The organism is Streptomyces sp. NPDC088746 (assembly GCF_044751065.1).
GTDB lineage: Bacteria > Actinomycetota > Actinomycetes > Streptomycetales > Streptomycetaceae > Streptomyces.
The window spans coordinates 38,995-59,536 of sequence record NZ_JBIVLA010000013.1 but is presented as its reverse complement, the minus strand read 5'-3'; the positions used below and the strand labels follow the sequence as shown (position 1 = coordinate 59,536).

General features: G+C 71.6%; 18 protein-coding genes. 5 read left to right on the top strand and 13 right to left on the bottom strand.

All coding sequences use genetic code 11. The annotated features are described in order from the left end of the window. Positions 1-2 precede the first annotated feature (2 nt). From ACIP63_RS36105 to ACIP63_RS36085, 5 genes are all read right to left on the bottom strand, one after another. Positions 3-1,292 carry an NtaA/DmoA family FMN-dependent monooxygenase gene (locus ACIP63_RS36105; protein ID WP_401524658.1) on the bottom strand — a complete coding sequence of 430 codons (1,290 nt, stop codon included), beginning with the start codon at positions 1,290-1,292 and terminating at the stop codon, positions 3-5. Continuing rightward, on the bottom strand, positions 1,289-2,365 hold the full coding sequence (locus tag ACIP63_RS36100) for an LLM class flavin-dependent oxidoreductase (protein WP_401524655.1): 1,077 nt from the start codon (positions 2,363-2,365) through the stop codon (positions 1,289-1,291). The genes ACIP63_RS36105 and ACIP63_RS36100 overlap by 4 nt, the downstream gene beginning before the upstream one ends. 49 nt (positions 2,366-2,414) lie before the next feature. After that, complete coding sequence (locus tag ACIP63_RS36095; RefSeq protein ID WP_401524812.1) at positions 2,415-3,167, bottom strand: amino acid ABC transporter ATP-binding protein; 753 nt, start codon at positions 3,165-3,167, stop codon at positions 2,415-2,417. Positions 3,168-3,282: 115 nt separating this feature from the next. After that, positions 3,283-5,124, bottom strand: coding sequence for an FAD/NAD(P)-binding protein (locus ACIP63_RS36090; protein WP_401524652.1), 1,842 nt, complete (start codon positions 5,122-5,124; stop codon positions 3,283-3,285). Further along, positions 5,121-5,987: an amino acid ABC transporter permease gene (locus ACIP63_RS36085; RefSeq protein WP_401524649.1), complete on the bottom strand. Its 867-nt coding sequence runs from the start codon at positions 5,985-5,987 to the stop codon at positions 5,121-5,123. The genes ACIP63_RS36090 and ACIP63_RS36085 overlap by 4 nt, the downstream gene beginning before the upstream one ends. A gap of 449 nt (positions 5,988-6,436) precedes the next feature. On the opposite strand from ACIP63_RS36085, the gene ACIP63_RS36080 reads away from it, so the two are divergent. Beyond that, positions 6,437-7,375, top strand: a complete 939-nt coding sequence (locus ACIP63_RS36080; RefSeq protein WP_401524647.1) for an ABC transporter substrate-binding protein — start codon at positions 6,437-6,439, stop codon at positions 7,373-7,375. Positions 7,376-7,405: 30 nt separating this feature from the next. Here ACIP63_RS36080 and ACIP63_RS36075 read toward each other — a convergent pair whose 3' ends face one another. After that, positions 7,406-8,617: a DUF5685 family protein gene (locus ACIP63_RS36075; protein WP_401524809.1), complete on the bottom strand. Its 1,212-nt coding sequence runs from the start codon at positions 8,615-8,617 to the stop codon at positions 7,406-7,408. A gap of 307 nt (positions 8,618-8,924) precedes the next feature. Between ACIP63_RS36075 and ACIP63_RS36070 the strand changes: the two genes are divergently transcribed. Beyond that, a complete protein-coding gene (locus ACIP63_RS36070) occupies positions 8,925-9,365 on the top strand; it encodes a cell division protein SepF (RefSeq protein ID WP_356716222.1) in 441 nt (146 codons plus the stop codon). Between the two features lie 22 nt (positions 9,366-9,387). Here the strand turns inward: ACIP63_RS36070 and ACIP63_RS36065 are convergent, their stop codons facing one another. Together ACIP63_RS36065 and ACIP63_RS36060 are read right to left on the bottom strand one after the other, a co-directional pair. Further along, positions 9,388-10,626 (bottom strand): acyl-CoA dehydrogenase family protein, encoded by a 1,239-nt coding sequence (locus ACIP63_RS36065; protein WP_401524644.1) that lies wholly within the window; start codon positions 10,624-10,626, stop codon positions 9,388-9,390. Positions 10,627-10,715: 89 nt separating this feature from the next. Beyond that, positions 10,716-12,449 carry an MFS transporter gene (locus ACIP63_RS36060; RefSeq protein ID WP_401524641.1) on the bottom strand — a complete coding sequence of 578 codons (1,734 nt, stop codon included), beginning with the start codon at positions 12,447-12,449 and terminating at the stop codon, positions 10,716-10,718. 480 nt (positions 12,450-12,929) lie between these two features. Between ACIP63_RS36060 and ACIP63_RS36055 the strand changes: the two genes are divergently transcribed. Beyond that, positions 12,930-13,982 carry a phosphatase PAP2 family protein gene (locus ACIP63_RS36055; protein WP_401524638.1) on the top strand — a complete coding sequence of 351 codons (1,053 nt, stop codon included), beginning with the start codon at positions 12,930-12,932 and terminating at the stop codon, positions 13,980-13,982. Between the two features lie 100 nt (positions 13,983-14,082). Here ACIP63_RS36055 and ACIP63_RS36050 read toward each other — a convergent pair whose 3' ends face one another. Together ACIP63_RS36050 and ACIP63_RS36045 are read right to left on the bottom strand one after the other, a co-directional pair. Then, positions 14,083-14,298, bottom strand: coding sequence for an I78 family peptidase inhibitor (locus ACIP63_RS36050; RefSeq protein WP_356716230.1), 216 nt, complete (start codon positions 14,296-14,298; stop codon positions 14,083-14,085). Positions 14,299-14,647: 349 nt separating this feature from the next. Continuing rightward, positions 14,648-15,925: a glycosyltransferase family 4 protein gene (locus ACIP63_RS36045; RefSeq protein WP_401524635.1), complete on the bottom strand. Its 1,278-nt coding sequence runs from the start codon at positions 15,923-15,925 to the stop codon at positions 14,648-14,650. 311 nt (positions 15,926-16,236) lie between these two features. Here ACIP63_RS36045 and ACIP63_RS36040 point away from each other — a divergent pair, with 311 nt between their 5' ends. Together ACIP63_RS36040 and ACIP63_RS36035 are read left to right on the top strand one after the other, a co-directional pair. Continuing rightward, a complete protein-coding gene (locus ACIP63_RS36040; protein WP_362931936.1) occupies positions 16,237-17,019 on the top strand; it encodes a hypothetical protein in 783 nt (260 codons plus the stop codon). A gap of 131 nt (positions 17,020-17,150) precedes the next feature. Continuing rightward, entirely contained in the window at positions 17,151-17,459 is a 309-nt protein-coding gene (locus ACIP63_RS36035) for a hypothetical protein (RefSeq protein WP_362931909.1), read from the top strand. 63 nt (positions 17,460-17,522) lie between these two features. Here ACIP63_RS36035 and der read toward each other — a convergent pair whose 3' ends face one another. Genes der through cmk form a run of 3 tightly spaced genes read right to left on the bottom strand, consistent with a single transcriptional unit; the run spans position 17,523 to position 20,430 of the window. After that, positions 17,523-18,992 carry a ribosome biogenesis GTPase Der gene (gene der / locus ACIP63_RS36030; protein ID WP_401524632.1) on the bottom strand — a complete coding sequence of 490 codons (1,470 nt, stop codon included), beginning with the start codon at positions 18,990-18,992 and terminating at the stop codon, positions 17,523-17,525. Between the two features lie 56 nt (positions 18,993-19,048). Continuing rightward, positions 19,049-19,717, bottom strand: a complete 669-nt coding sequence (locus ACIP63_RS36025) for a lysophospholipid acyltransferase family protein (RefSeq protein WP_401524629.1) — start codon at positions 19,715-19,717, stop codon at positions 19,049-19,051. Beyond that, positions 19,714-20,430 (bottom strand): (d)CMP kinase, encoded by a 717-nt coding sequence (gene cmk, locus ACIP63_RS36020; protein WP_356716239.1) that lies wholly within the window; start codon positions 20,428-20,430, stop codon positions 19,714-19,716. Before cmk ends, ACIP63_RS36025 begins: the two co-directional genes overlap by 4 nt. Positions 20,431-20,542 lie beyond the last annotated feature (112 nt).

The following is a 20,542-nucleotide window of genomic DNA, read 5'->3' as shown; positions in this document are numbered from 1 at the left end:
GGTCAACTTTTCCATACGGGCCGGGCCAGGCCGAGGTGCGACCTCAGCGTGGAGCCGGTGTATTCGGTGCGGAAGGCCCCGCGCTCCTGGAGGAGCGGGACGACCCGGTCGACGAAGCCGTCGAGGCCGCCCGGGGTGAGGTGCGGTACGAGGATGAAGCCGTCGGCCGCGTCGGTGGCGACGAACTTCTCCAGTTCGGCGGCGACCGTCGCGGGGGAACCGATGAAGGACTGCCGGGCCGTGGCCTCGATGGCCGTCCGGCGGATGGACAGCCCCTTCGCCTCGGAGAGCTCCCGCCATCGCGCGGCCTCGGCCAGCGGGTCCGCGACCCGGACCCTGCCCTGGACCAGGTCCGAGCCGGGGTCGGGGTCGATGTCGGGGAGGGGCCCGTCGGGGTCGTACGAGGAGAGGTCGCGGCCCCAGATCTGTTCGAGGGCGAGGATCGCGTTCTGCGGCGACACCTGCTGGTGGCGGATCTCGGCGGCGTTCTGCTGGGCCTCCGCGTCGGTGTCGCCGAGGACGACGGTGACCCCGGGCATGATCTTCAGGTCACCGGGCTGTCTGCCGTATTTCGCGAGCCGCGCCTTGACGTCGGCGTAGAACCGCCGGCCGGCCTCCAGGGTGCCGTGCCGGGTGAAGATGACGTCGGCGGCGGACGCGGCGAACTCCCGGCCCTCGTCGGAGTCCCCGGCCTGGATGACGACCGGGTGTCCCTGCGGGGAGCGCGGGACGGTGAACTCCCCGGAGATGTCGAAGTGCTGCCCCGAGTGCGCGAACGGCCGCGAGTCGCCCTCCGGTGTCCAGGAGTCCCACAACTGCCGTGCGGTGGAGACGAATTCGGCTGCCCGTGTGTACCGGTCGGCCCGGTCGAGGTAGCCGCCGCGGCGGAAGTTCTCGCCGGTGAAGGCGTCGGACGAGGTCACCACGTTCCACGCGGCGCGCCCGTCACTGAGGTGGTCGAGCGTGGCGAGGCGCCGGGCGAGTTCGTACGGCTCGTTGAAGGTGGCGTTGACCGTGGCGGCGAGCCCCAGGCGTTCGGTGACGGCCGCCAGGGCGTTCAGGACGGTGAGGGACTCGGGGCGGCCGACCACGTCCAGGTCGTGGATGCGGCCGTTGTGCTCGCGCAGCCGCAGCCCTTCCGCCAGGAAGAAGAAGTCGAACTTCCCGCGCTCCGCCGTCCTCGCCAGGTGCTCGAACGAGGAGAAGTCGATCTGGCTCCGGGAGCGCGGGTCGGTCCACACGGTGGTGCTGTTGACGCCCGGGAAATGGGCGGCGAGATGCATCTGCTTCATGAACGGCCCCCTGAGGTCCTCGCGAGTGTGTGACGGTTGGCGGGCCGGCCGAGGCCGAGGTGCTCGCGGAGTGTGCCGCCCGGGTAGAAGGTGCGGAACAGGCTGCGGTGCTGGAGCAGGGCCACCGTCCCGTTGACGATCCTCTCCAGGTCGCGCTCCGGTGTGATGGGGGTGAGGTGGAAGCCGTCCACGGCTCCGCCCCGGTGCCACCGGATGATGAGTTCGGCGAGGTCGACCGGGCCGCCCCGGAAGTAGGTCCCCCGCCCGGCGAGCTGCGGACCGCTCTCCAGTCCGGGTTCGGGTGCCTTCTCGGCGTCCCCGAGATCGACGGTGAGGGCGACCAGGATCCGCAGGGCGTCGGGGTCCCGGCCGTGGGCCGCGGCACTCCGGCGCAGGTCGTCCCGGAGCGCGGCCGCCTGCTCGGGCGAGGTCGCCCGTACGTGGACGACGTCGGCGTACCGCGCGGCGGTCTCCCGGGCGGGGCCGCTCGTGCCGTCGATGACGGTGACGGGCCGGCCCTGCGGCGGCCGGGGCACGATGGCCGGGCCCCGGACGGAGAAGGTGCTGCCCTCGAAGTCGACGTGGTGCAGCTTGTCGCGGTCGATGAAGCGGCCGGTGGCGACGTCCCGGATCTCCGCGTCGTCCTCCCAGCTGTCCCACAGCCGGGCCCCGACGTCGGCGACCTCCCCCGCCTCCTGCCACAGGGCGCCGGCGGGTGCGGCGGACCGCCGGCCGAACAGCCGGGCCTCGGCCTCGGTCGTCGACACGTCGGCCTGCCACCCGGCCCGGCCCTTGCTGACCCAGTCGAGGGTGGCGACGGCGGACGAGACGTGGAAGGGCTCGGTGTGGGTGGTGGTGACGGTCGGTACGAGACCGATCCGCGTGGTGGCCGGGGCGACGCGGGCCAGTACGGCGAGCGCGTCGGGGCCCGGGCGGCCGAAGGAGTCGCTCAGGGTGACGTAGTCGAGCGCTCCCCCTTCGGCGAGGCGCGCGAGCGTGACGTGGGAACCCGCGGCGTAGCGCGGGGGGCCTCCGATCTCGGCGGCGAGGTGGAGTGGCCTGGTGGCGGGCATGAAGGACCTCTCGGGTCGATTCTCGGTCGGGGGGAGATGCGGGGCCGGCTCAGAGGACCTTGGAGAGGAAGGCGCGGGTGCGCTCCTGGACCGGGCGGTCGAGTACATCGGCGGGCGGCCCCTGTTCGACGATCCGTCCCTCGTCCATGAAGACGACGGTGTCGGCGACCTCGCGGGCGAAGCCGATCTCGTGCGTGACGACGATCATCGTCGTGCCCCCGTGGGCCAGGTCCTTGATGACGTCGAGGACCTCCCCGACGAGTTCGGGGTCGAGAGCCGAGGTCGGCTCGTCGAACAGGAGCAGTTTCGGTTCCGGGGCGAGGGCCCTGGCGATCGCGACGCGCTGCTGCTGGCCGCCGGAGAGCTGCCGGGGATAGGCCCCGGCCCTGTCGGCGAGCCCCACTCGGGCCAGCAGCTTCTCCGCCGCGGCGACGGCCTCCGCACGGGGGCGGCCGAGGGCGGCGACGGGGGCCTCGATGATGTTCTCGAGGACGGTGAGGTGCGGGAAGAGGTTGAAGTTCTGGAACACGAAGCCGATCAGGGTGCGTTGGCGCAGGACCTCGCGCTCCCGCAGCTCGTACAGCTTGCTGCCGGACCTCCGGTAGCCGACCAGGGTGCCGTCGACAACGACCCAGCCCCGGTCGGCCTTCTCCAGGTGGTTGATGGTGCGCAGCAGGGTGGATTTCCCCGACCCGGAGGGGCCGAGGACGACGGTCACCTCTCCCGCGCGTACGGACAGGTCGATGCCGCGGAGCACCTGGACCGGTCCGAAGCTCTTGTGCACGGACCGGATCTCGACCATGACGTCGGGACCGGTTGCTCGGTCCCTGGGTGTGCTCATCGCACGGCCCCTTCGGCGTAGTGACGTTCGGCGTGATGCTGGAGTGGAATCCGGGCGCGGCGGACGGTTGCCGTGCTCAGACACCCAGGCGGTCCCGACAGGAGAGGTCGCGCAGGAACGCGAGGGCCGCGCGGGCGGTGGCGTCGTTCTGCCGGAAGGCCGGGCCGCCGGTGCGCGGCCGGGTGAAGGCGCCGCCGCCACGCGCGGTGGTGCAGGGGCCGAGGGCGAAGCGGCGCGGGTGCGGGCTGCCGTCGAGCTCCAGGATGCGGTTGTCGGCGGGGTCCACGGAGAGCAGTCCCGTGTCGGTGCCGGCCGCCCCGTCCTCGTACAGCGCGCTCAGCAGCGGGCTGCGGGTCCTGCGCAGCGAGGGGTCGGGCAACCGGGCCTCGACGAGGGCGCGGGCCTCGGTGTACGCGCCGGGCACGGTGGCGCTGCGGGCACGGAAGACGCCCTGTTCCTCGTCGGTCTCGACGGTCATGCCGGCGCCGAGGAAGCGGACGACCCCGGCCTTCGAGAGGGCGAGGAGCTGGCGCAGCCGTGGCCCGGGGGGCCCGGAGGCGAGGTAGCTGAAGAAGCCGTGCCACCGCTCGCCGATGTCGCCGGCTCCGGCCAACTGCCCGTACACGGAGAGCAGTCCGAGGAACACGGCGAGGTCGGAACTGTGCGCCGGGTCGTGGCGGCGTTCGAGATCGGCGGCGATGTAGGCGCGCAGCCCGTCCTGCAGTGAGTCGTACGTGGCATGGCGCACCCCGTCGAGCGGACGGTCGAGGGCGTCGAGGTCGAGCCGGTCGGCCGGGTCGGGGACGGCCGAGGCGACGAGCGCGGCGAGCTCGGGGCTGCCGGGTCCGGCGACGGCGTACTTCTCCTCGAAGTCACCCAGGTCCACGGTGGTGCGCTCGGGATGGGCCGTGAAGAGCCGGTGGTAGTGGGCGTGGCCCAGCTCCTTGGTGATCAGCGGCCACAGGTCACGCCGGTAGTCCACGGGGCCGGGCCCGCTCAGGACCTCCTCCACCTGGGCGCCGCCGAAGTGGCGGGGCAGGGGCGGCCGTTCGCCGTCCCAGGCGTAGCCGATCTTGGAGTGGTACGGGACGCCCCGCCGTGACCCGACGTACAGGACGGGCTCCCCGCCGGAGGGGACGTAGACCCCGTCCTCGTACCGTCCGCCGCGCCCTTCGGTGAGCAGCACCATCAGGTCGATGAAGGCGAGGCCGAAGCCGCGTACGAGGACGGCCTCGCCCGCCGGCACGGCGGACAGGTCGGTGTCGGCGGTGAAGTCGGGCGGCAGGTGGACCAGTCCGTGACGGGCGGCGAAGGCGGCCAGCCCCCGCTGTTCCGCGTCCGGTTCGGCGTCGAGGTGGCCGACGGCGAGGACGACGAGGTCGGCGACGAGCGGCTCGGCGCGCCCCTCGATCCGGACGCGCTGCCGGCCGTCGCGGGGCCCGGAGACGCGCAGGGCCCGGCCGGTGTGTTCGTGGAGCCGGACTCCGGGCGGGAGCGCGGCGACGGCCTGTCCGTACACCCAGCGCAGATAGGCGCTCTGCAGCCGCCGGCTGGGGAAGCCCTGGCCGCCGAGACCGCGGATCTCCTCCAGGACCCCGGGGTCGGCGGAGATCACGGTCCGCCCCTCGCGGACGTCCGCGGCCCAGGTGTGCAGGGCGGGGCCGGGGCTCACCGGGCCGTCCAGCTGGACGGTGTCGTCGGTGAACATGGTGACGTCCTCGGCCATGGAGTTCATCCAGAGCAGCGGGGACTGGTCCTGCCGCCAGATCCGGCCGCCGCCCGGCGGGTAGGGATCGACGAGGTGGATGTCCAGGGGCCGGTCGCCGTACAGCTCGGCGGCGTTGGCGGCTATGCGTTCGATGACGCCGGTGCCACGCGGTCCGCCGCCTATGACGACGAGCGTCGGGGTGTCGCTCACCGGGCACCCGCCGTGCCGCGTGCGTAGTGGCGTTCGACGTAGTACTGCCCGATGGAGAGCAGTGAGGTGATCACCGCGTACCAGAGGGTGGCGACCAGCAGCAGCGGGATGACCTCGTAGGTGCGGTGGTAGACGAGCTGCACCGAGTAGAGCAGGTCCTGCACGGCGATGATGCTGACGATCGAGGTGCCCTTCAACGTCCCGATCAGCATGTTCCCTGCGGGCGGCACGATCGAGCGCATGGCCTGCGGCAGCACGATCCGCCGGAACCGGCGCCAGGGCCTGAGACCGAGCGCCTGGGCCGCCTCCAGCTGTCCGCGCTCGACGGACAGGATGCCGCCGCGCACCACCTCGGCGGCGTACGCGGCCTCGTGGAGCGTGAGGCCGATGACGGCCACGGCGACGGGGCTGAGCAGGTTGACCGTGTCGACGCCGAGGATCTGCGGGTAGAGGGCGCCGATGTTGAACCAGAAGAGCAGCTGGACGAGGATCGGTGTCGACCTGAACAGCCAGATGTAGCCCCAGCTCACCGCCTGGAGGACGGGGTTGTCGGAGAGCCTGAAGACGGCGAGCAGGGTGCCGAGGGCGAAGCCGAGCACCATGACCAGGCCGGTGAGCCACAGGGTGAGACCGAGTCCGCGCAGCACGGAGCCGGTCGTGAGGTACGCGCCCACGACGTCCCACTGGAAGGCGTCGTTGCGGACGACCGAGACCAGGGCCGCACCGAGGAGGAGCAGGACGGCAACAGCCGCCGCCCACCGGCCGGTTCGGCGTACGGGGACGATGCGAGGGGTGTCCTTCCCGGCGCGCTCGTCCGGCGGGAAGGTGAGTGACGGGGTGGGGGTTTCTGTCTGCGCGGACATGCGAAGGCTCCGTGGATGCAGAGATCGAACACGGGGCGTGCCTTCAGCGCGGAACACAACGTGGACCGGGCCCCTCAGCGCCGGTCCGCCTCCGAGAAAAGCGCCACCCGGTGCCGTTGTCAAGCTTGTCCACAGTGTGAGCCGTACGTCTCAGTTCAGTTGACGCGTCACCGGATGCCTGTTCCACTTGGGCCATGTACGCGCAGCAGTGGCTGGTCACCCGCTCCCACATCGACTTCGGTCGCGTGTGGTCCTGTTCCTGTTGAGCTGACCCCCTGCGTCTCCTTTTCTCCCGCTCGCGCCCTTGCCGGCGCTGGAGCGGATCCCCCCGCGTTCCTTCGCGTACACGACGTGGCTCGGCCCTCCCCTCGTACAGCTGATCTCCCGCCCCGACGCTCCGTGCTGCCCTGGCCCCGGAGCGGGGTCGACGAATCCGGAGAAACTCCGTCATGTCCCGAACCAGGCAGACCGCTGCCTTCGCACTGATCACCGTGGCCGCTCTCGCACTCAGCGCCTGCGGGTCGGGCGGCCCCGCCACCTCTCCGGCCGGCGCGGGATCGGCGGCCAAGGGCAGGATCCCGACGGCCGACGTGGTCTCGTCGGTGAAGAAGAACGAGGACGCGGCGAAGCTGCTGCCGGGGAAGGTGCGCGCCGCGGGCACGCTCTCCGTCGCGACCGCCGTGGGAGCCCCTCCCGGCGCCTTCTACCTGGAGGACGGGAAGACGCTCGCGGGGGCCGACATCGACTTCGCGGACGCGGTGGCCAAGGCGCTGGGGCTGAAGCTGAAGCGGGAGGCCGCCTCCTTCGAGGCGATCCTGCCGGCGCTCGGCAGCGGCAAGTACGACGTGGGCACCGGCAACTTCGGAGTGACGGACGAGCGCCGGAGGACGATCGACTTCGTCACGTACATCAACGACGGTCAGGGCTTCGCCGTCCGTGACGACAGCGGTCTGAAGAAGGTCACCGACCTCACGCGGCTCTGCGGCCTGACCGTCGGCACCGGCGCGGGCACGACCTTCGAGGCGACCCTGGAGGAGAACAAGCACCTGTGCGCCGACGCGGGGGAGAAGCCGTACGAGGTCAGGACGTACTCCGATTCCTCCGCGGTCTGGATCTCGCTCCAGCAGGGCCGCAGCGATGTCGTGATGAGCACGATCAACGGGCTGCGCTACGGCGTGACCCAGCTGGACGGGCTGCGTTTCCTCAACGAGTTCAAACGGCTCGACGTCGGCTTCGCCTTCAAGAAGGGCACCCCGCTGGCACCGGCCTTCCAGGCAGCGGTCAACGGGCTCAAGGCCGACGGGACCTACGACCGCATCCTGAAGAAGTGGGGCACCACCGGATCGGCGATCCGGACGTCGCGGATCTCGCCGCCCGAGATCAGGTGACTCCGCCGGGTGCGGACGGGTGACCGCCCGTCAGCAGTCGCACCCGCAGTTGCAGCCCTCGCAGCAGCTGCAGCAGTTTCCGCAGCAGTTGCAGCCCTCGCAGCAGCCCTCACACCATTCGTCACAGTCCGCCTTGTGGCAGAGCCCTTCGCGCTCCTGGCCGCTCCACGGGTCGTTGAAGCTGCCGGCACAGCACAGCTGGCAGGTGCAGGCGAGCCCCGCCCAGACCAGGCAGCCGGCTATGAGGCCGCGCCGGTTGCGGGGCGGCTCGGGCGGGAGCGGCGGGCCGGGAGGACCGGACGGACCCCCCGGGGTCGGTGCGTACGGGTTGCCGGGCGGCGGGCCGTAGGCGCCCGAGGGCTGCCCGCCGGCCTGGTGCGAGCACGCCCCGGGCCCGAAGGCCCGGTCCACGGAGCGCCGCAGCTCGTGCACCAGGAGCACGTGCGCCAGCGTGCCGTGGGTGAATTCCGCGTCCCGCATCGCCAGGCGCACGCCGTGGAGCGCGTCGTCGCAGAGGCGGCGGGCCTCGGTGAGCGGTGTGCCGGTCGCGGTGAGCGGGTTCCAGGCACCCGACGCGGCGTCAGCTTCGCGGTCCTCGACGGCATCCAGCAGATGGGCGAGCCGCCCGAAGAGCCGCCCCGCCTCGGCGAGCGGCTCCGCGTTCTGCGGCTTGCCGGCGAGTACGGCGGTGTGCGCGAAAGCCGCGGCCGTCGCGGTCTCGGTGGGCTCGGTGACGGTCAGCAGCGGGGTGCCGGGACCGGCGAGGGACTCGATGCCGATCTGCCGGTCGACCGCGTCGACCAGGACCGCGGTGTCGAAGCCGAGCTCGGCCCCGGTGCGCGCACCGGCCCTGTCCCAGCCCGCCGCGACCCGGCGTGCGGCGGCCGCCACCGGGCGCCGCTTCAACAGCCCGTCGCGGTCGGCCACATGGTCGCGCACCTTCGCCGACGCCAGCACGAGCGACACGGCGGCGGCGAGCCTGGCCCCCTCCCCGCGGGCGACCGGAGCCGTCCGCATGGAGCGCAGGGGGCAGGGGCCCGCGGTGCGCCGCTGTCCGGCGGAGCGCTCGGACTGAGCCTCCGTCAGGACCGAGACGATCAGGCCGTCATAGTTCGTGACGACCCGGGCGAACTGCCCGTGGTCCGCGCGAAGGGCGAGACAGAGCCCGCAGAGATGAGCCATCCACTCGGTCTTGAGCCCCTCGGACAGCCGATGGGTACAAGGCCTCACGATTCCGAACACGACGATCCCCCGGGAGCCGTTCACCTGACGAGCCGCGCTCATGCGCCTGCGCGGGGTGCATCGTATCGAGCCGTCCGTTCACCCGTACGCCCCCCATCTCACCCGTACGGTCGGGTGCATCATATTTTCCTTCCGCAAGCCCCCCTATGCGGTACGAACCCTGACGAATCGCCACATCTTCTGCACCAGTAGCGTCACGAATCGCCTGCGCGGCGTCTATCCCCTTGGCGCTGTATCCGCATCATGGACGACCATGGGGATAGGAAAGAGATACGGAACCAACGAACCACGGTGAGAGGAGGCGTCCATGGGATCGGTGCGCAAGGCGAGCGCCTGGCTGGGCCTCGTGGAGGACAACGACGAGCGGTACTACGACGACGAGTACTCCGAGGATGCTGAGACCGGCACGCATCAGCCATGGGTGACCGACCCGCGCGTGCGGGTCGCCTCCGAGAAGGCCGAGGACAAGGGCCGCCGGATCGCCACCGTCACCCCGGACAGCTTCCGGGACGCACGCGCCATCGGCGAGCTCTTCCGCGACGGTGTGCCGGTGATCGTCAACCTGACCGCGATGGACCCCGGCGACGCCAAGCGCGTCGTGGACTTCGCCGCGGGACTGATCTTCGGCCTGCACGGTTCGATCGACCGCGTGGCGACCCGGGTCTTCCTGCTGTCCCCCGCCCACACCCAGGTGGTCAACGGCGAAGCCGCCGGCCGGCCCGCCGACGGCTTCTTCAACCAGAGCTGAGCGGGGCGCTCGCCGGAGAGTCCTACCGGAAAGCGTCCAGGCCGGTGAGCGCCTTGCCCAGCACCAGCTGGTGCATCTCCACGGTGCCCTCGTAGGTGAGCACCGACTCCAGGTTCGTCGCGTGCCGCATCACGGGGTATTCGAGCGAGATCCCGTTGGCACCGAGGATCGTGCGCGAGGTACGGCAGATCTCGATCGCCTCCCGCACGTTGTTGAGCTTCCCGAAGCTGATCTGCTCGGGGCGGATCCGGCCGGCGTCCATCCGGCGGCCCAGGTGGTGGGCGAGCAGGATGCCCTTGTGGAGCTCCAGGGCCATGTCCGCGAGCTTGGCCTGGGTGAGCTGGAATCCGCCGATGGGCCTGCCGAACTGCTCACGGGACTTCGCGTAGTCGAGCGCCGCCTCGAAGCTGGCGCGCGCGGCGCCCATGGCTCCCCAGACGATTCCGTAGCGGGCGTGGCTGAGACAGCTGAGCGGGCCGCGCAGCCCGGTGGCTCCGGGCAGGACCGCGTCGGCGGGCAGCCGCACGCCGTCCAGCACCAGCTCGCTGGTGACCGAGGCGCGCAGCGACCACTTGTGCCTGATCTCGGGTGCGGAGAAGCCGGGGCTGTCCGTCGGCACGACGAAGCCGCGGATCCCGGAGCCGCCGCCCGCCTGATCGGTCTGCGCCCATACGACGGCGACCCCGGCGACCGACCCGTTGGTGATCCACATCTTGCGGCCGGTGAGGATCCAGTCCTCGCCGTCCCGCTTCGCGTACGTCCGCATCCCCGCGGGGTCGGACCCGTGGTCCGGTTCGGTGAGGCCGAAGCACCCGATCGTCTCGCCGGCCGCCATGCCGGGCAGCCACCGCTGCTTCTGCTCCTCGGAGCCGAAGCGGTGGATCGCGTACATGGCGAGCGAGCCCTGGACGGAGACCAGGGAGCGGATGCCGGAGTCGGCGGCCTCCAGCTCCAGACAGGCCAGGCCGTACTGGACGGCGCTCGCCCCGGCGCAGCCGTATCCCTGCAGGGACATGCCCAGCGCGCCGAGCGAGCCCAGCTCGCGGGCCAGCTCGCGGATGCCGGGGAGCTCGCCGTTCTCGTACCACTCGGCGATGTGCGGGAGGACCCGGTCGGCGGCCCAGGTGCGCACGGTGTCGCGGATCGCGAGGTCCTCGGGGTCGAGGAGGTCGTCGATGCCGAGCGGGTCACCCGGATCGAACGGCCGGTCCTTCGACGGCGCAGACGGCGCGGACGGCTTCGCGGACTCGGTGGTGGACATGAGTGCCTCCGGCGGCTCGCACGGTACAGAAACGCGCCACGGTACTAAAACTAGCAGTGGTAGTTACGGCGCCGTGCCGACGTTACGGCTCAGCGGGCTGATCGTCCAGAGCCCGTGGCCTCGGCCGGTTCACGCCGGGAGGGAAGGGGGACCCGGCGCGCCGGGGCGTCGGACGCCGCGAGCGGGCGGTGCTCGCCACGCGGCGCCGACCCGGCCGTTCCGGGCCCCGCGGACTGCTCCGGGAGGGCGGCCTCCCGTTCCCGGCAGGCCCCCTTCACCGGCGGACAGTCCATGACGCGCGGGAGACGCAGCGCCGCGAGCGCACCGAGCAGCAGGAGTCCCGCGCTGACCAGCAGGGTGATGTGGAGTCCGTCGACGAAGGCGTGCCGGGCCGTGTTCCGCAGGAGGTCACCCATGGGGCCGCCCAGCCGGCCGGCCACCTGGTAGGCCTCACCCAGCGAGTGCGAGGCCGCCGATCCCGCGGCGGCCGGGACGCCCTCCTCGTGGAGCCGGGAGAGCCCGGGCGCGTAGGCGGCGTTCATGACGCTGCCGAGCAGGGCGATGCCCATGCCGGCACCCAGCTGGTAGGAGGTCTCGCCGATCGCGGCCGCGCCGCCCGCCCGCTCGGCGGGGACCTCGCTCAGCATCGACTCGTACGCCCCGAACAGCGTGGACTGCAGCCCGAAGCCCAGCAGCACGAAACCGGCGGTCAGCAGCACGGGCCGGTCGTGCTGGCCCATCAGGGTCAGCAGGAGCACCGAGGCCGCGGTGAGCACGAAGCCCCAGCCGACCATCCGGCGGGGACCGACGCGGCTCAGGGTGTACGAACCCGTGGCGCCGGCCGCCATCGCGGCGAAGGTCAGCGGCAGCAGCCGCAGACCGGTCTCCAGCGGGCTCAGGTCCAGCACCAGCTGGAGGTACTGGACCGCGATCAGCTCCAGACCGACCAGGGCCAGCATGGCGAGCACGATGCAGCCGACCGCGGTGGTGAAGGCGGGCCGGGAGAACATCGCGATGTCGATCAGCGGATGCGTACGCCGCTTCTGCCTGCGTACGAAGAGGACGACCAGTGCGGCACCGGCGAACAGCGGGACCAGGGTGGCGGGGTTCAGCAGCCCTTCGCCGCCGCCGATCCGCTTGATCCCGAGGACCACTCCGAGCACCCCCGCCGCCGCCGTCAGCGCGCCCAGCACGTCCCACGGGCCGTCGTCCACGCCGCGGGACTCGGGCAGCAGCCAGCGGCCGACCGGGAGGATCACCATCATGAGCGGGATGTTGATCAGGAAGACGGAGCCCCACCAGTAGTGCTCGACGAGGAAGCCGCCGATGACCGGCCCGGTCGCCGCTCCGACGGCGGCGACCGCGGTCCACACACCGATGGCCAGGGCGCGCTCGCGGCGGTCGGGAAAGACCTGGCGGAGTATCGAGAGCGTGGCCGGCATGATCATCGCGCCGCCCACGCCGAGCAGGGCGCGCGCGGCGATCAGCACACCGGGCGAGCCGGCCGTCGCGGCGAGCGCGGAGGCGACGCCGAAGAGCGCGTAACCGAAGAGGAGGACACGCCGTCTGCCGATCCGGTCGCCGAGCGTGCCGAAGAGGATCAGCAGCGAGGCGCAGACCAGCGGGTAGGCGTCCACGATCCACAGCAGGCCGACGGCGCTGGGCCGCAGGTCCTCGGTGACGGCGGGGACGGCGACGTGGAGCACGGTCGCGTCGAGCGCGACGAGCAGGAGACTGAGGCAGAGGACGACCAGGACGACCCAGCGGTTGGCACCGTCGGCTGCCGCGCGCAGCCTGCTCACGGCCGTGGACGTCCCAGTCATGTACGTACCTCCCACAATGAGTCCCTCGCGCTCGGCAGACCTGCTGGGGCCGGCTCACGGCGTCCCCCCGGGCCCGGCATCGACGGGCGAGTGAGCCGTCAGCGTACGCGAGTTCCAGGTGGTGACGCGTGGTGCAGCTCATACGTTCACCGGCCACCGGGTGTGGCGTACGCCACTCCGCCTCTCACGTCGGGGGAGCGCCCGGCCCGCCACGCCGGTCCCCCGGCGGCGCGTCGGCGCGTCGGCCGACGGCCCCCTCCGAATGACACGGCGACTCCCCGGCGTGGTCACGCTGCGCCATTCCATCGACACCCAAACATTTCTACGAATAGCGCGCGGAACTAATAGGCGGCGGGTCGAAACCCATTCCCCGGGGCACCCGGAATAGATACCTGTCTGAGACAAAGTCCACATCACATCGTCATCACAAAGACGCGGGATCGGCCGGATCCCACACTCACTCGCTGTAACGTCCATTGTGTGCGTACCGACATCTTTGCCCGTCTGGACCGGGAGCCGGAACCGCCGAAGATAGAGACCCCGCGGATGAGCCGTCACCGCATCGCTCTCTTCGGCGGGACTTTGGCGTTCTATCTCGCCATCGTCGTCGCCGTGCTGGTCTCGTCCTGGCTGGTGGCCCTCGACTGGAAGGTCATGCTGTTCCGGCCCTACCAGCAGTGGCCGGAGCTCCACGCCTTCCTCGACTACTACGTCGTGCTCGGCCAGCGTGGCCCCACGGCCGTGATGGTCGCCGCCTGGCTCGGCTGGCGCTCCTGGCGCCAGCACACGCTGCGCCCGCTGCTCACGCTGGGCGCGTCCCTGCTGCTGCTCAATCTGTCGGTGGGCGCGGTCAAGCTCGGCCTGGGGCGGCTCGGCCCGCACTACGCCACCCAGATCGGCTCGGCGGAGCTCTTCGCCGGCGGCGATATATTTCCTTCGGGCCATACCGCGAACGCCGTCGTGACCTGGGGAATCCTTGCCTACCTGGCCACCACGCCGCGGGCCAGGCGCTACCTCTCGGCCCTGTCGGCCTTCGTCTCGCTGGGCGTGGGGCTCACCACGGTCTACATCGGCACCCACTGGCTCAGCGATGTCCTGCTGGGCTGGGCCGCCGGCCTGCTGATCCTGCTCGCCCTGCCGTGGTTCGAGCCGCTGATCACGCGTGCCGAGGTCCTGATCCTCTCGGTGCGCGAGCAGTGGCGGAACCGCCGCAGGCGCCTCCGGAAGCCCGTGCCGCCGTCTCCCGTGGCACCGGAGCCGGTTCTGCTGCCGCAGGCGCTGGGCGGCGGGGCGGCCGCCGAAGGGGCGCAGGGGGCCGCGAGCAGGGCGGCGGCGCCGGGGGCACCGGGCACCGCCGGCGCGGGTCACCCGGGAGCCGCCGCCAGGGCCCGGGCGCATCCGGCACACCCCGTGCGCCCGGAACGGACGCCGCAGGCCTCGGCCGGCTCGCGCCGCCCGCCCCACGCGGACCGCTCGCCGAGGAGCAGCGCGGGCCCGTCCCGCCCGGTCGCCGGCGGGCCGGTCGCCCCCTGACCGCACCGCCCTCCTGACCTGCGGGGACGTACGCGTCACCGCCCTCACGCACGGCGAAGGCCCCGACTCCGGTCGGGGCCTTCGCTCGTCGGGTCCGGGTTCAGCCGACCCAGCAGCGGGTCACGGTCGAGGCGTCCACCTCGAAGTTGATGCGTCCGCCGCGGAACTCCATGGTGATGACGGTGCCCGGCGCGAGAGCCCGGACCGTGCTCCAGCCACGCGCTCTGGCCTGCCGTTCGGCGGCCTCCGCGTCGAGGCCCACGTACGTCTCGGGGGTGTCGTCCGGCTGGGCGGGAGGGGTCGGTACAGATGCCATACCTCTCACCGTAGGCCGCCCCGCGCCGTGGCGGAAGCGGTGGCGGCCACGGGTCCCGATGCATCTCCGTGTGCCCCGGCGGTCACGCTTGTGTCACAGGATCCCCACGCGCGTTTACCCGGGGCGACTTCACCCGAACGGCAGTCCGGCCCCACCCGGGATGAATTACGAGGCATCCGGTAAATGCACCCGCGAGAGCCGCCGGGCGGGAATTGAAGGGGGAGGGAGTACCGCACGTGATCTTCTTTTCGGAGACCCCGGAAAGAAGAATATACGGGCACGCCACCTCGAATTCACTCCCCCTTATGCATTCCTTACCTTTCCCGCCCGGCCTCCCGGGTGCCCCGGCTCAGGCCCCCCTGCGGATCACCCCCGCGGCCTTGTAACGCAGCGCGTACGCCCCGTCCAGAACGCCGCCCCTGGACCGGTGGTAGGCGCTGCGCAGGACACCCTGGGACCGTGTCACGCCGCCCCGTGCGGCCAGCTCGGCGAAGAGTCTCTCGTGCCGCTCGGCGATCGGCGCGGGGTCGAACCGCGCGGCCGAGGCCCGTGCGGCACGGCCCATGCGGTGCCGCAGGGCGTCGTCGTCGATCAGGCCGAGCAGGGCCTTGGCGAACGCGTGGGTGTCCCCCGGCGGAACGAGCCGCCCGTCCGTGCCGTCGTCGATGATCTCGGCCGGCCCGTGGGGGCAGTCCGTCGCCACGACGGGCACTCCGCACCGCATCGCCTCCACGATCGTCATGCCGAACGACTCCCGCTCGGAGGTGACGGCGGCGATGGAGCTCTTGGGCCACTCCTTCTCCATGGGGTCGGCCGAGCCCATGAGGAAGACCCGCTCCCGGAGTCCGAGCTCGTCGACGAGACCGCGCAGGGGCTTCTGCTCGTTGCCGGACGCGTCCCCGGCGCCGTAGATCCGCAGCCGCCACTCCGGGCGCACCGCCGCGACCTCGGCGAAGGCCCGGATCAGTACGTCGTAGCGCTTGACCCGGTGCAGCCGGCCCGCCGCCACGATCGACTTGGCGTCGCAGTCCGCGGGCGGGCCGGCGGGCTCGGGCACGCTGTTCGGGATGGCCTCGATCCGCACACCCGGCAGCCGCAGACCGGTGCGGTAGTCCCGGGCGTCGGCCTCGGTGACGGTGGTGACCGCGTCGAGCTGCTGGTACCGGTGGCTTATCTCCCGGCGGAGGCGGTAGCCGTGGCTCTCGAGGGTGAGGTGCTCCTGGCCGACCCGCACCGGGCCGCGCCGTGCCTGCCGGCTGATGTGGACGTTGAGTCCGGGGCGCGTGCCGACGACGACATCGGCCTCCAGGGCTCCCAGATGAGCCGCGATGCGGCTGTCGGTGAGTCGGCTGTACTGCCGGTGCCTGGTGTCGCCGCGCGGGAAGACCGACGCGGGCCTGGCGTGCTCCTCGGACTCCCCGTCGTACCCCGGACTCGACTTGCGCAGGTCGACGAGGTGACTCATCCGCACACCCTCGGGTGCGCCGAGCTTCGGGTCGTCGCGGTGCCGGAAGACGGAGACGATCTCGACGTCGTGCTGTTCCGCCAGGGTCCTGGCGAGCGTGAAGGTGGTACGGATCGTTCCCCCGATGCCGTACGCGTTGTGGAGCAGAAATGAAATGTGCATTACGTAGTCGTTTCCCCTGTTCGACTGGTCTGCATCGGACCCTACGTGGCGTCAGGTCACGCCACAGCATTCGCACAGGAGTCGCACAGAGCCGTGACGTTTCGAACGAAGGCGCGTGCATCAGGGGCCTTTACACGGAAGGTTGGGCTCCGGTTCGTCCGCGCGGTCTTCCGGTTCATCGGCCTGCCGGCGTCGGCACTTGACCGGTCTCTTAATCTCCCGATTCGCGCGTGACCCCGGCCCCGGGTCTTCCGTTGTCTTCCATGAGCCGGGAACCGCCCGGCCCACGCACCGAGTTCGAGGAGCCACCCGTGCCGCGCATGCTCGACGTCAGCGAGGACGTACGCGCCGAGATCGGCGATGCCGAAGCCGACCGGCTGCTCGTCGGCGACAGTGCCCCAGGCAGTTACGACTGCACCTCATGCCGCACCCCCGGCGACTCCGACCAGGAGCGCACCAGCACGGTGCTGTTCGTGGGCGACGAGACCGCCGTGCTCGCCTTCGCCCACGCGACCTGCATCCCCTCGCAGGTCGTCCAGGTCGCGGAGGACCAGCTCCAGGGCGCCGTGCGGTCCATCACCGGCAGTGAGCCACAGAATCCGGAGGGCCTCATGCCCGAACAGGCCGTCCTCGGCATCACCAGCGGTCTCGTCCTGATCGAGGACGACCTCCGCCCGGCCCTGGTCGTCGAACCGACCGGGCCGATCGCCCGGCCCGGCACGGACGGCAGCGGCGGCGACCAGTTCCTCCAGCTCCTGCTGGAGCAGGGCTTCCAGCCCACGCCCCACCTCAACCGGCTGCCCGGTGTCCTCGCCGGCTGGTCCGTCCTCCTCGCCATGGGCCAGCTGCACGCGGTGCTGCAGCCCGGCGCCGGCGGCGGCAGCCCGGTCGCCTGGTGGCAGGCTCACCAGCCGCTCCAGGTCACCGAGGGCTGGCGGACGGCCGCCAACAAGGCGCAGAGCGTCCTGGTGTTCGCCGCTCCAGCCGGTTCCATCGGCCAGCAGCCGCGCGAGGACCTGCTCCGTGACGCGCTGGACAAGGCCGCGGTCAACGGCCTCCTGGTCGCCGCGACGATGCCGCTCGCCGGGACCTGACCGTGCCGCCCTCCTCTGCCCGCCGAACAGCGTTTTCTCCGTCAGGCCCGCATCCGACGGGCGGTGAGGTCGTTGGCACCTACGTGCACTCATACGACCCTCCTCGCCAGCAGCAGACCCCGATTCCGGCCATGCGCCCGTCGCAGGACCCCTCGGGCGGTAAGTCCCCCACCCCGATCTACGACGCCCTGTACTCCGAGTACAGGCGATCGTTCCGGGCGCTTCCCGGGGACCGCACCGGTGAGGAGAATCTCGGCTTCAGAACGTTCGGCATCGGGACGTTCGGCAGCCGTGCACCGCTGAGCGGCCGTACGGCGGCGAACGCCCAGGGAAGCCACAGCGCGGGCGGCGGTGGCAACCCCGGTTCCTGGCAGCGGGTGGGACGGCATGCCGGGCGTGCCCGGCCCGCGGCGCTGCCGCCGGGGTCGACGGACGCCTGAGGAGCATGGCGAAGCCCCCTGGGGCCCGTACGGGGTCCAGGGGGCTTCGCCATGCTCCTCAGCTCACTTCTTGCGGCCGCGCTTCTCACGCACCCGCACCGAGATGTGCAACGGCGTGCCCTCGAAGCCGAACTCCTCGCGCAGCCGGCGCTCGACGAAGCGGCGGTAGCCGTGCTCCAGGAAGCCGGACGAGAAGAGGACGAACCGCGGCGGCTTCGTGCCCGCCTGGGTGCCGAAGAGGATGCGGGGCTGCTTGCCGCCGCGCACCGGGTGCGGGTGGGAGGCGACGATCTCACCGAGGAAGGCGTTGAGCCTGCCGGTGGGAATCCGGGTCTCCCAGCCCTCGATCGCGGTCTCGATCGCCGGGACGAGCTTCTCCATGTGCCGGCCGGTGACGGCCGAGACGTTGACGCGCGGGGCCCAGGCGACCTGCGCGAGCTCCGTCTCGATCTCGCGCTCCAGGTAGTAGCGACGCTCCTCGTCGAGGGTGTCCCACTTGTTGAAGGCGATCACGATCGCACGGCCCGCTTCCACGGCCATGGTGACGATCCGCTGGTCCTGGACGCTGATGGACTCGCTCGAGTCGATCAGGATGACGGCGACCTCGGCCTTCTCCACGGCGGCCGCGGTACGCAGCGAGGCGTAGTAGTCCGCGCCCTCCTGGAGGTGGACCTTGCGGCGGATGCCGGCCGTGTCGATGAACTTCCAGGTGATGCCGCCGAGCTCGATCAGCTCGTCGACCGGGTCGCGGGTGGTGCCGGCGAGCTCGTTGACGACGACGCGGTCCTCGTTGGCGACCTTGTTCAGCAGCGAGGACTTGCCGACGTTCGGGCGGCCGATGAGCGCGATGCGGCGGGGGCCGCCGAGCGCGGTGCCGAAGGTCTGGGCCGGGGCCTCGGGCAGCGCCTCCAGGACGGCGTCCAGCATGTCTCCGGTGCCGCGGCCGTGCAGGGACGAGACCGGGTGCGGCTCGCCGAGGCCGAGCGACCAGAGCGCGGTGGCGTCGGCCTCGCCGCTCTGTCCGTCGACCTTGTTGGCGCAGAGCACGACGGGCTTCTTGGCCTTGCGCAGCAGCCTGACGACGGCCTCGTCGGTGTCGGTCGCGCCGACCGTCGCGTCGACGACGAAGACGACCGCGTCGGCCGTCGAGATCGCGTACTCGGCCTGGGCGGCGACGGAGGCGTCGAGACCGAGGACGTCCTGCTCCCAGCCACCCGTGTCGACGACCTTGAAGCGCCGCCCGGCCCACTCGGCCTCGTAGCTGACGCGGTCACGGGTCACGCCGGGCTTGTCCTGGACGACGGCCTCGCGACGGCCGATGATCCGGTTCACCAGGGTCGACTTGCCGACATTCGGGCGGCCGACGACGGCGAGCACGGGAAGCGGTCCGTGACCGGCCGCACCGATCGCCCCCTCGACCTCCTCGGGGTCGAACCCCTCCTGCGCGGCGAGCTCCATGAACTCCGCGTACTCGGCATCGCCAAGTGCTCCGTGCTCGTGGTCCGAGCCGCCGGAGTGAATCTGGTCGTTCATGAAGTCCGTTCCTCTTTGCATCATCATCGATGGGCCGCGATCGCGCGGCCCACTACTCACGTCTTGACCGAGCGCCCGGTGAGGCGCCTGGCGTTCTCCAGGTGCGCGGTCAGCTCTCCCTGGATCCGGAGAGTCGCCTCGTCCAGCGCCTTCCTCGTACGCCGGCCGCTGCCGTCACCTGCCTGGAAGGCGTCGCCGAAGACGACGTCGACCCTGCTGCGCAACGGAGGCAGCGCTGATATCAACCGTCCGCGGCGCTCCGTGCTTCCCAGGACCGCGACGGGGACGATCGGCGCCCCGCCGCGCACCGCGAAGTACGCGAGCCCCGCACGCAGGGAGGCGAAGTCGCCCTCGCCCCTGGTGCCCTCGGGGAAGATCCCGAGGACCCCGCCGTCGTCCAGCACGCCGAGTGCCCGCGTGATGGCGTTGCGGTCGACGGTCGTACGGTCCACCTTCAGCTGCCCGATTCCGCGGAGGAACGGGTCGAGGGGGCCGACGAACGCCTCCTTCTTGATCAGGAAGTGGACGGGCCGGGGCGCGGTGCCCATCAGCATCGGTCCGTCGAGATTGTGCGCGTGGTTCACCGCGAGTATGACGGGTCCCGTGGCGGGGACGCGCCACGCTCCGAGCACACGGGGCCTGAACAGCCCGTACATGAGCCCGATGCCGATCCCGCGCCCGACGGCCGCTCCGCGCAGCGTCGGCGCGGTGGTGGCTTCGGTCACTTCGCGGCCTGCTTCTCCCCGACGAGGGTGACGACGCACTCGATGACCTGCCCGAGGGTCAGGTCGGTGGTGTCCACCTCGACGGCGTCACCGGCCTTGGCCAGCGGCGAGGTCTTGCGCCCGGAGTCGGCGGCGTCCCGCTTGATGAGCGCCTCCCGGGTGGCGGCCAGGTCGGAGCCCTTGACCTCACCGCTGCGGCGCGCGGCGCGGGCCTCCGGGGAGGCGGTCAGGAAGATCTTGATGTCGGCGTCGGGCAGCACGGTGGTGCCGATGTCACGGCCCTCGACGACGATGCCGCGCTCGGCCTCCTTGGCGATCGAGCGCTGCAGCTCGGTGATCAGGGCGCGCACCTCGGGCACGGCGCTGACGGCGCTGACCTTGGAGGTGACCTCCTGGGTGCGGATGGGGCCCGAGGCGTCCTCGCCGTCCACGGTGATCGTCGGGGCGGACGGGTCCGTGCCGGAGACGATGACCGGCTTGGCGGCGGCCGTGGCGATCTCGGCCGGGTTCTGCACGTCGATGCCGTTGTTCAGCATCCACCACGTGATCGCCCGGTACTGCGCGCCGGTGTCCAGGTAGCTCAGGCCGAGCTGGGCGGCGACGGCCTTGGAGGTGCTCGACTTGCCGGTGCCGGAGGGGCCGTCGATGGCGACGATCACTGCGGCCGGGGCGGTCCGGGCGGCGGCGCTTACGGTTTCCACGGTGGTGGACACCTTCCTGGTACACGGGGACGGGCGGAGCGGGGCAGGGCAGACCGGGGCGCCCTCCCCACAAGGTTACCGAGTGCGCGAAGCGCCTTTGTACCCCTGTCTCCGGGGCCCTCCC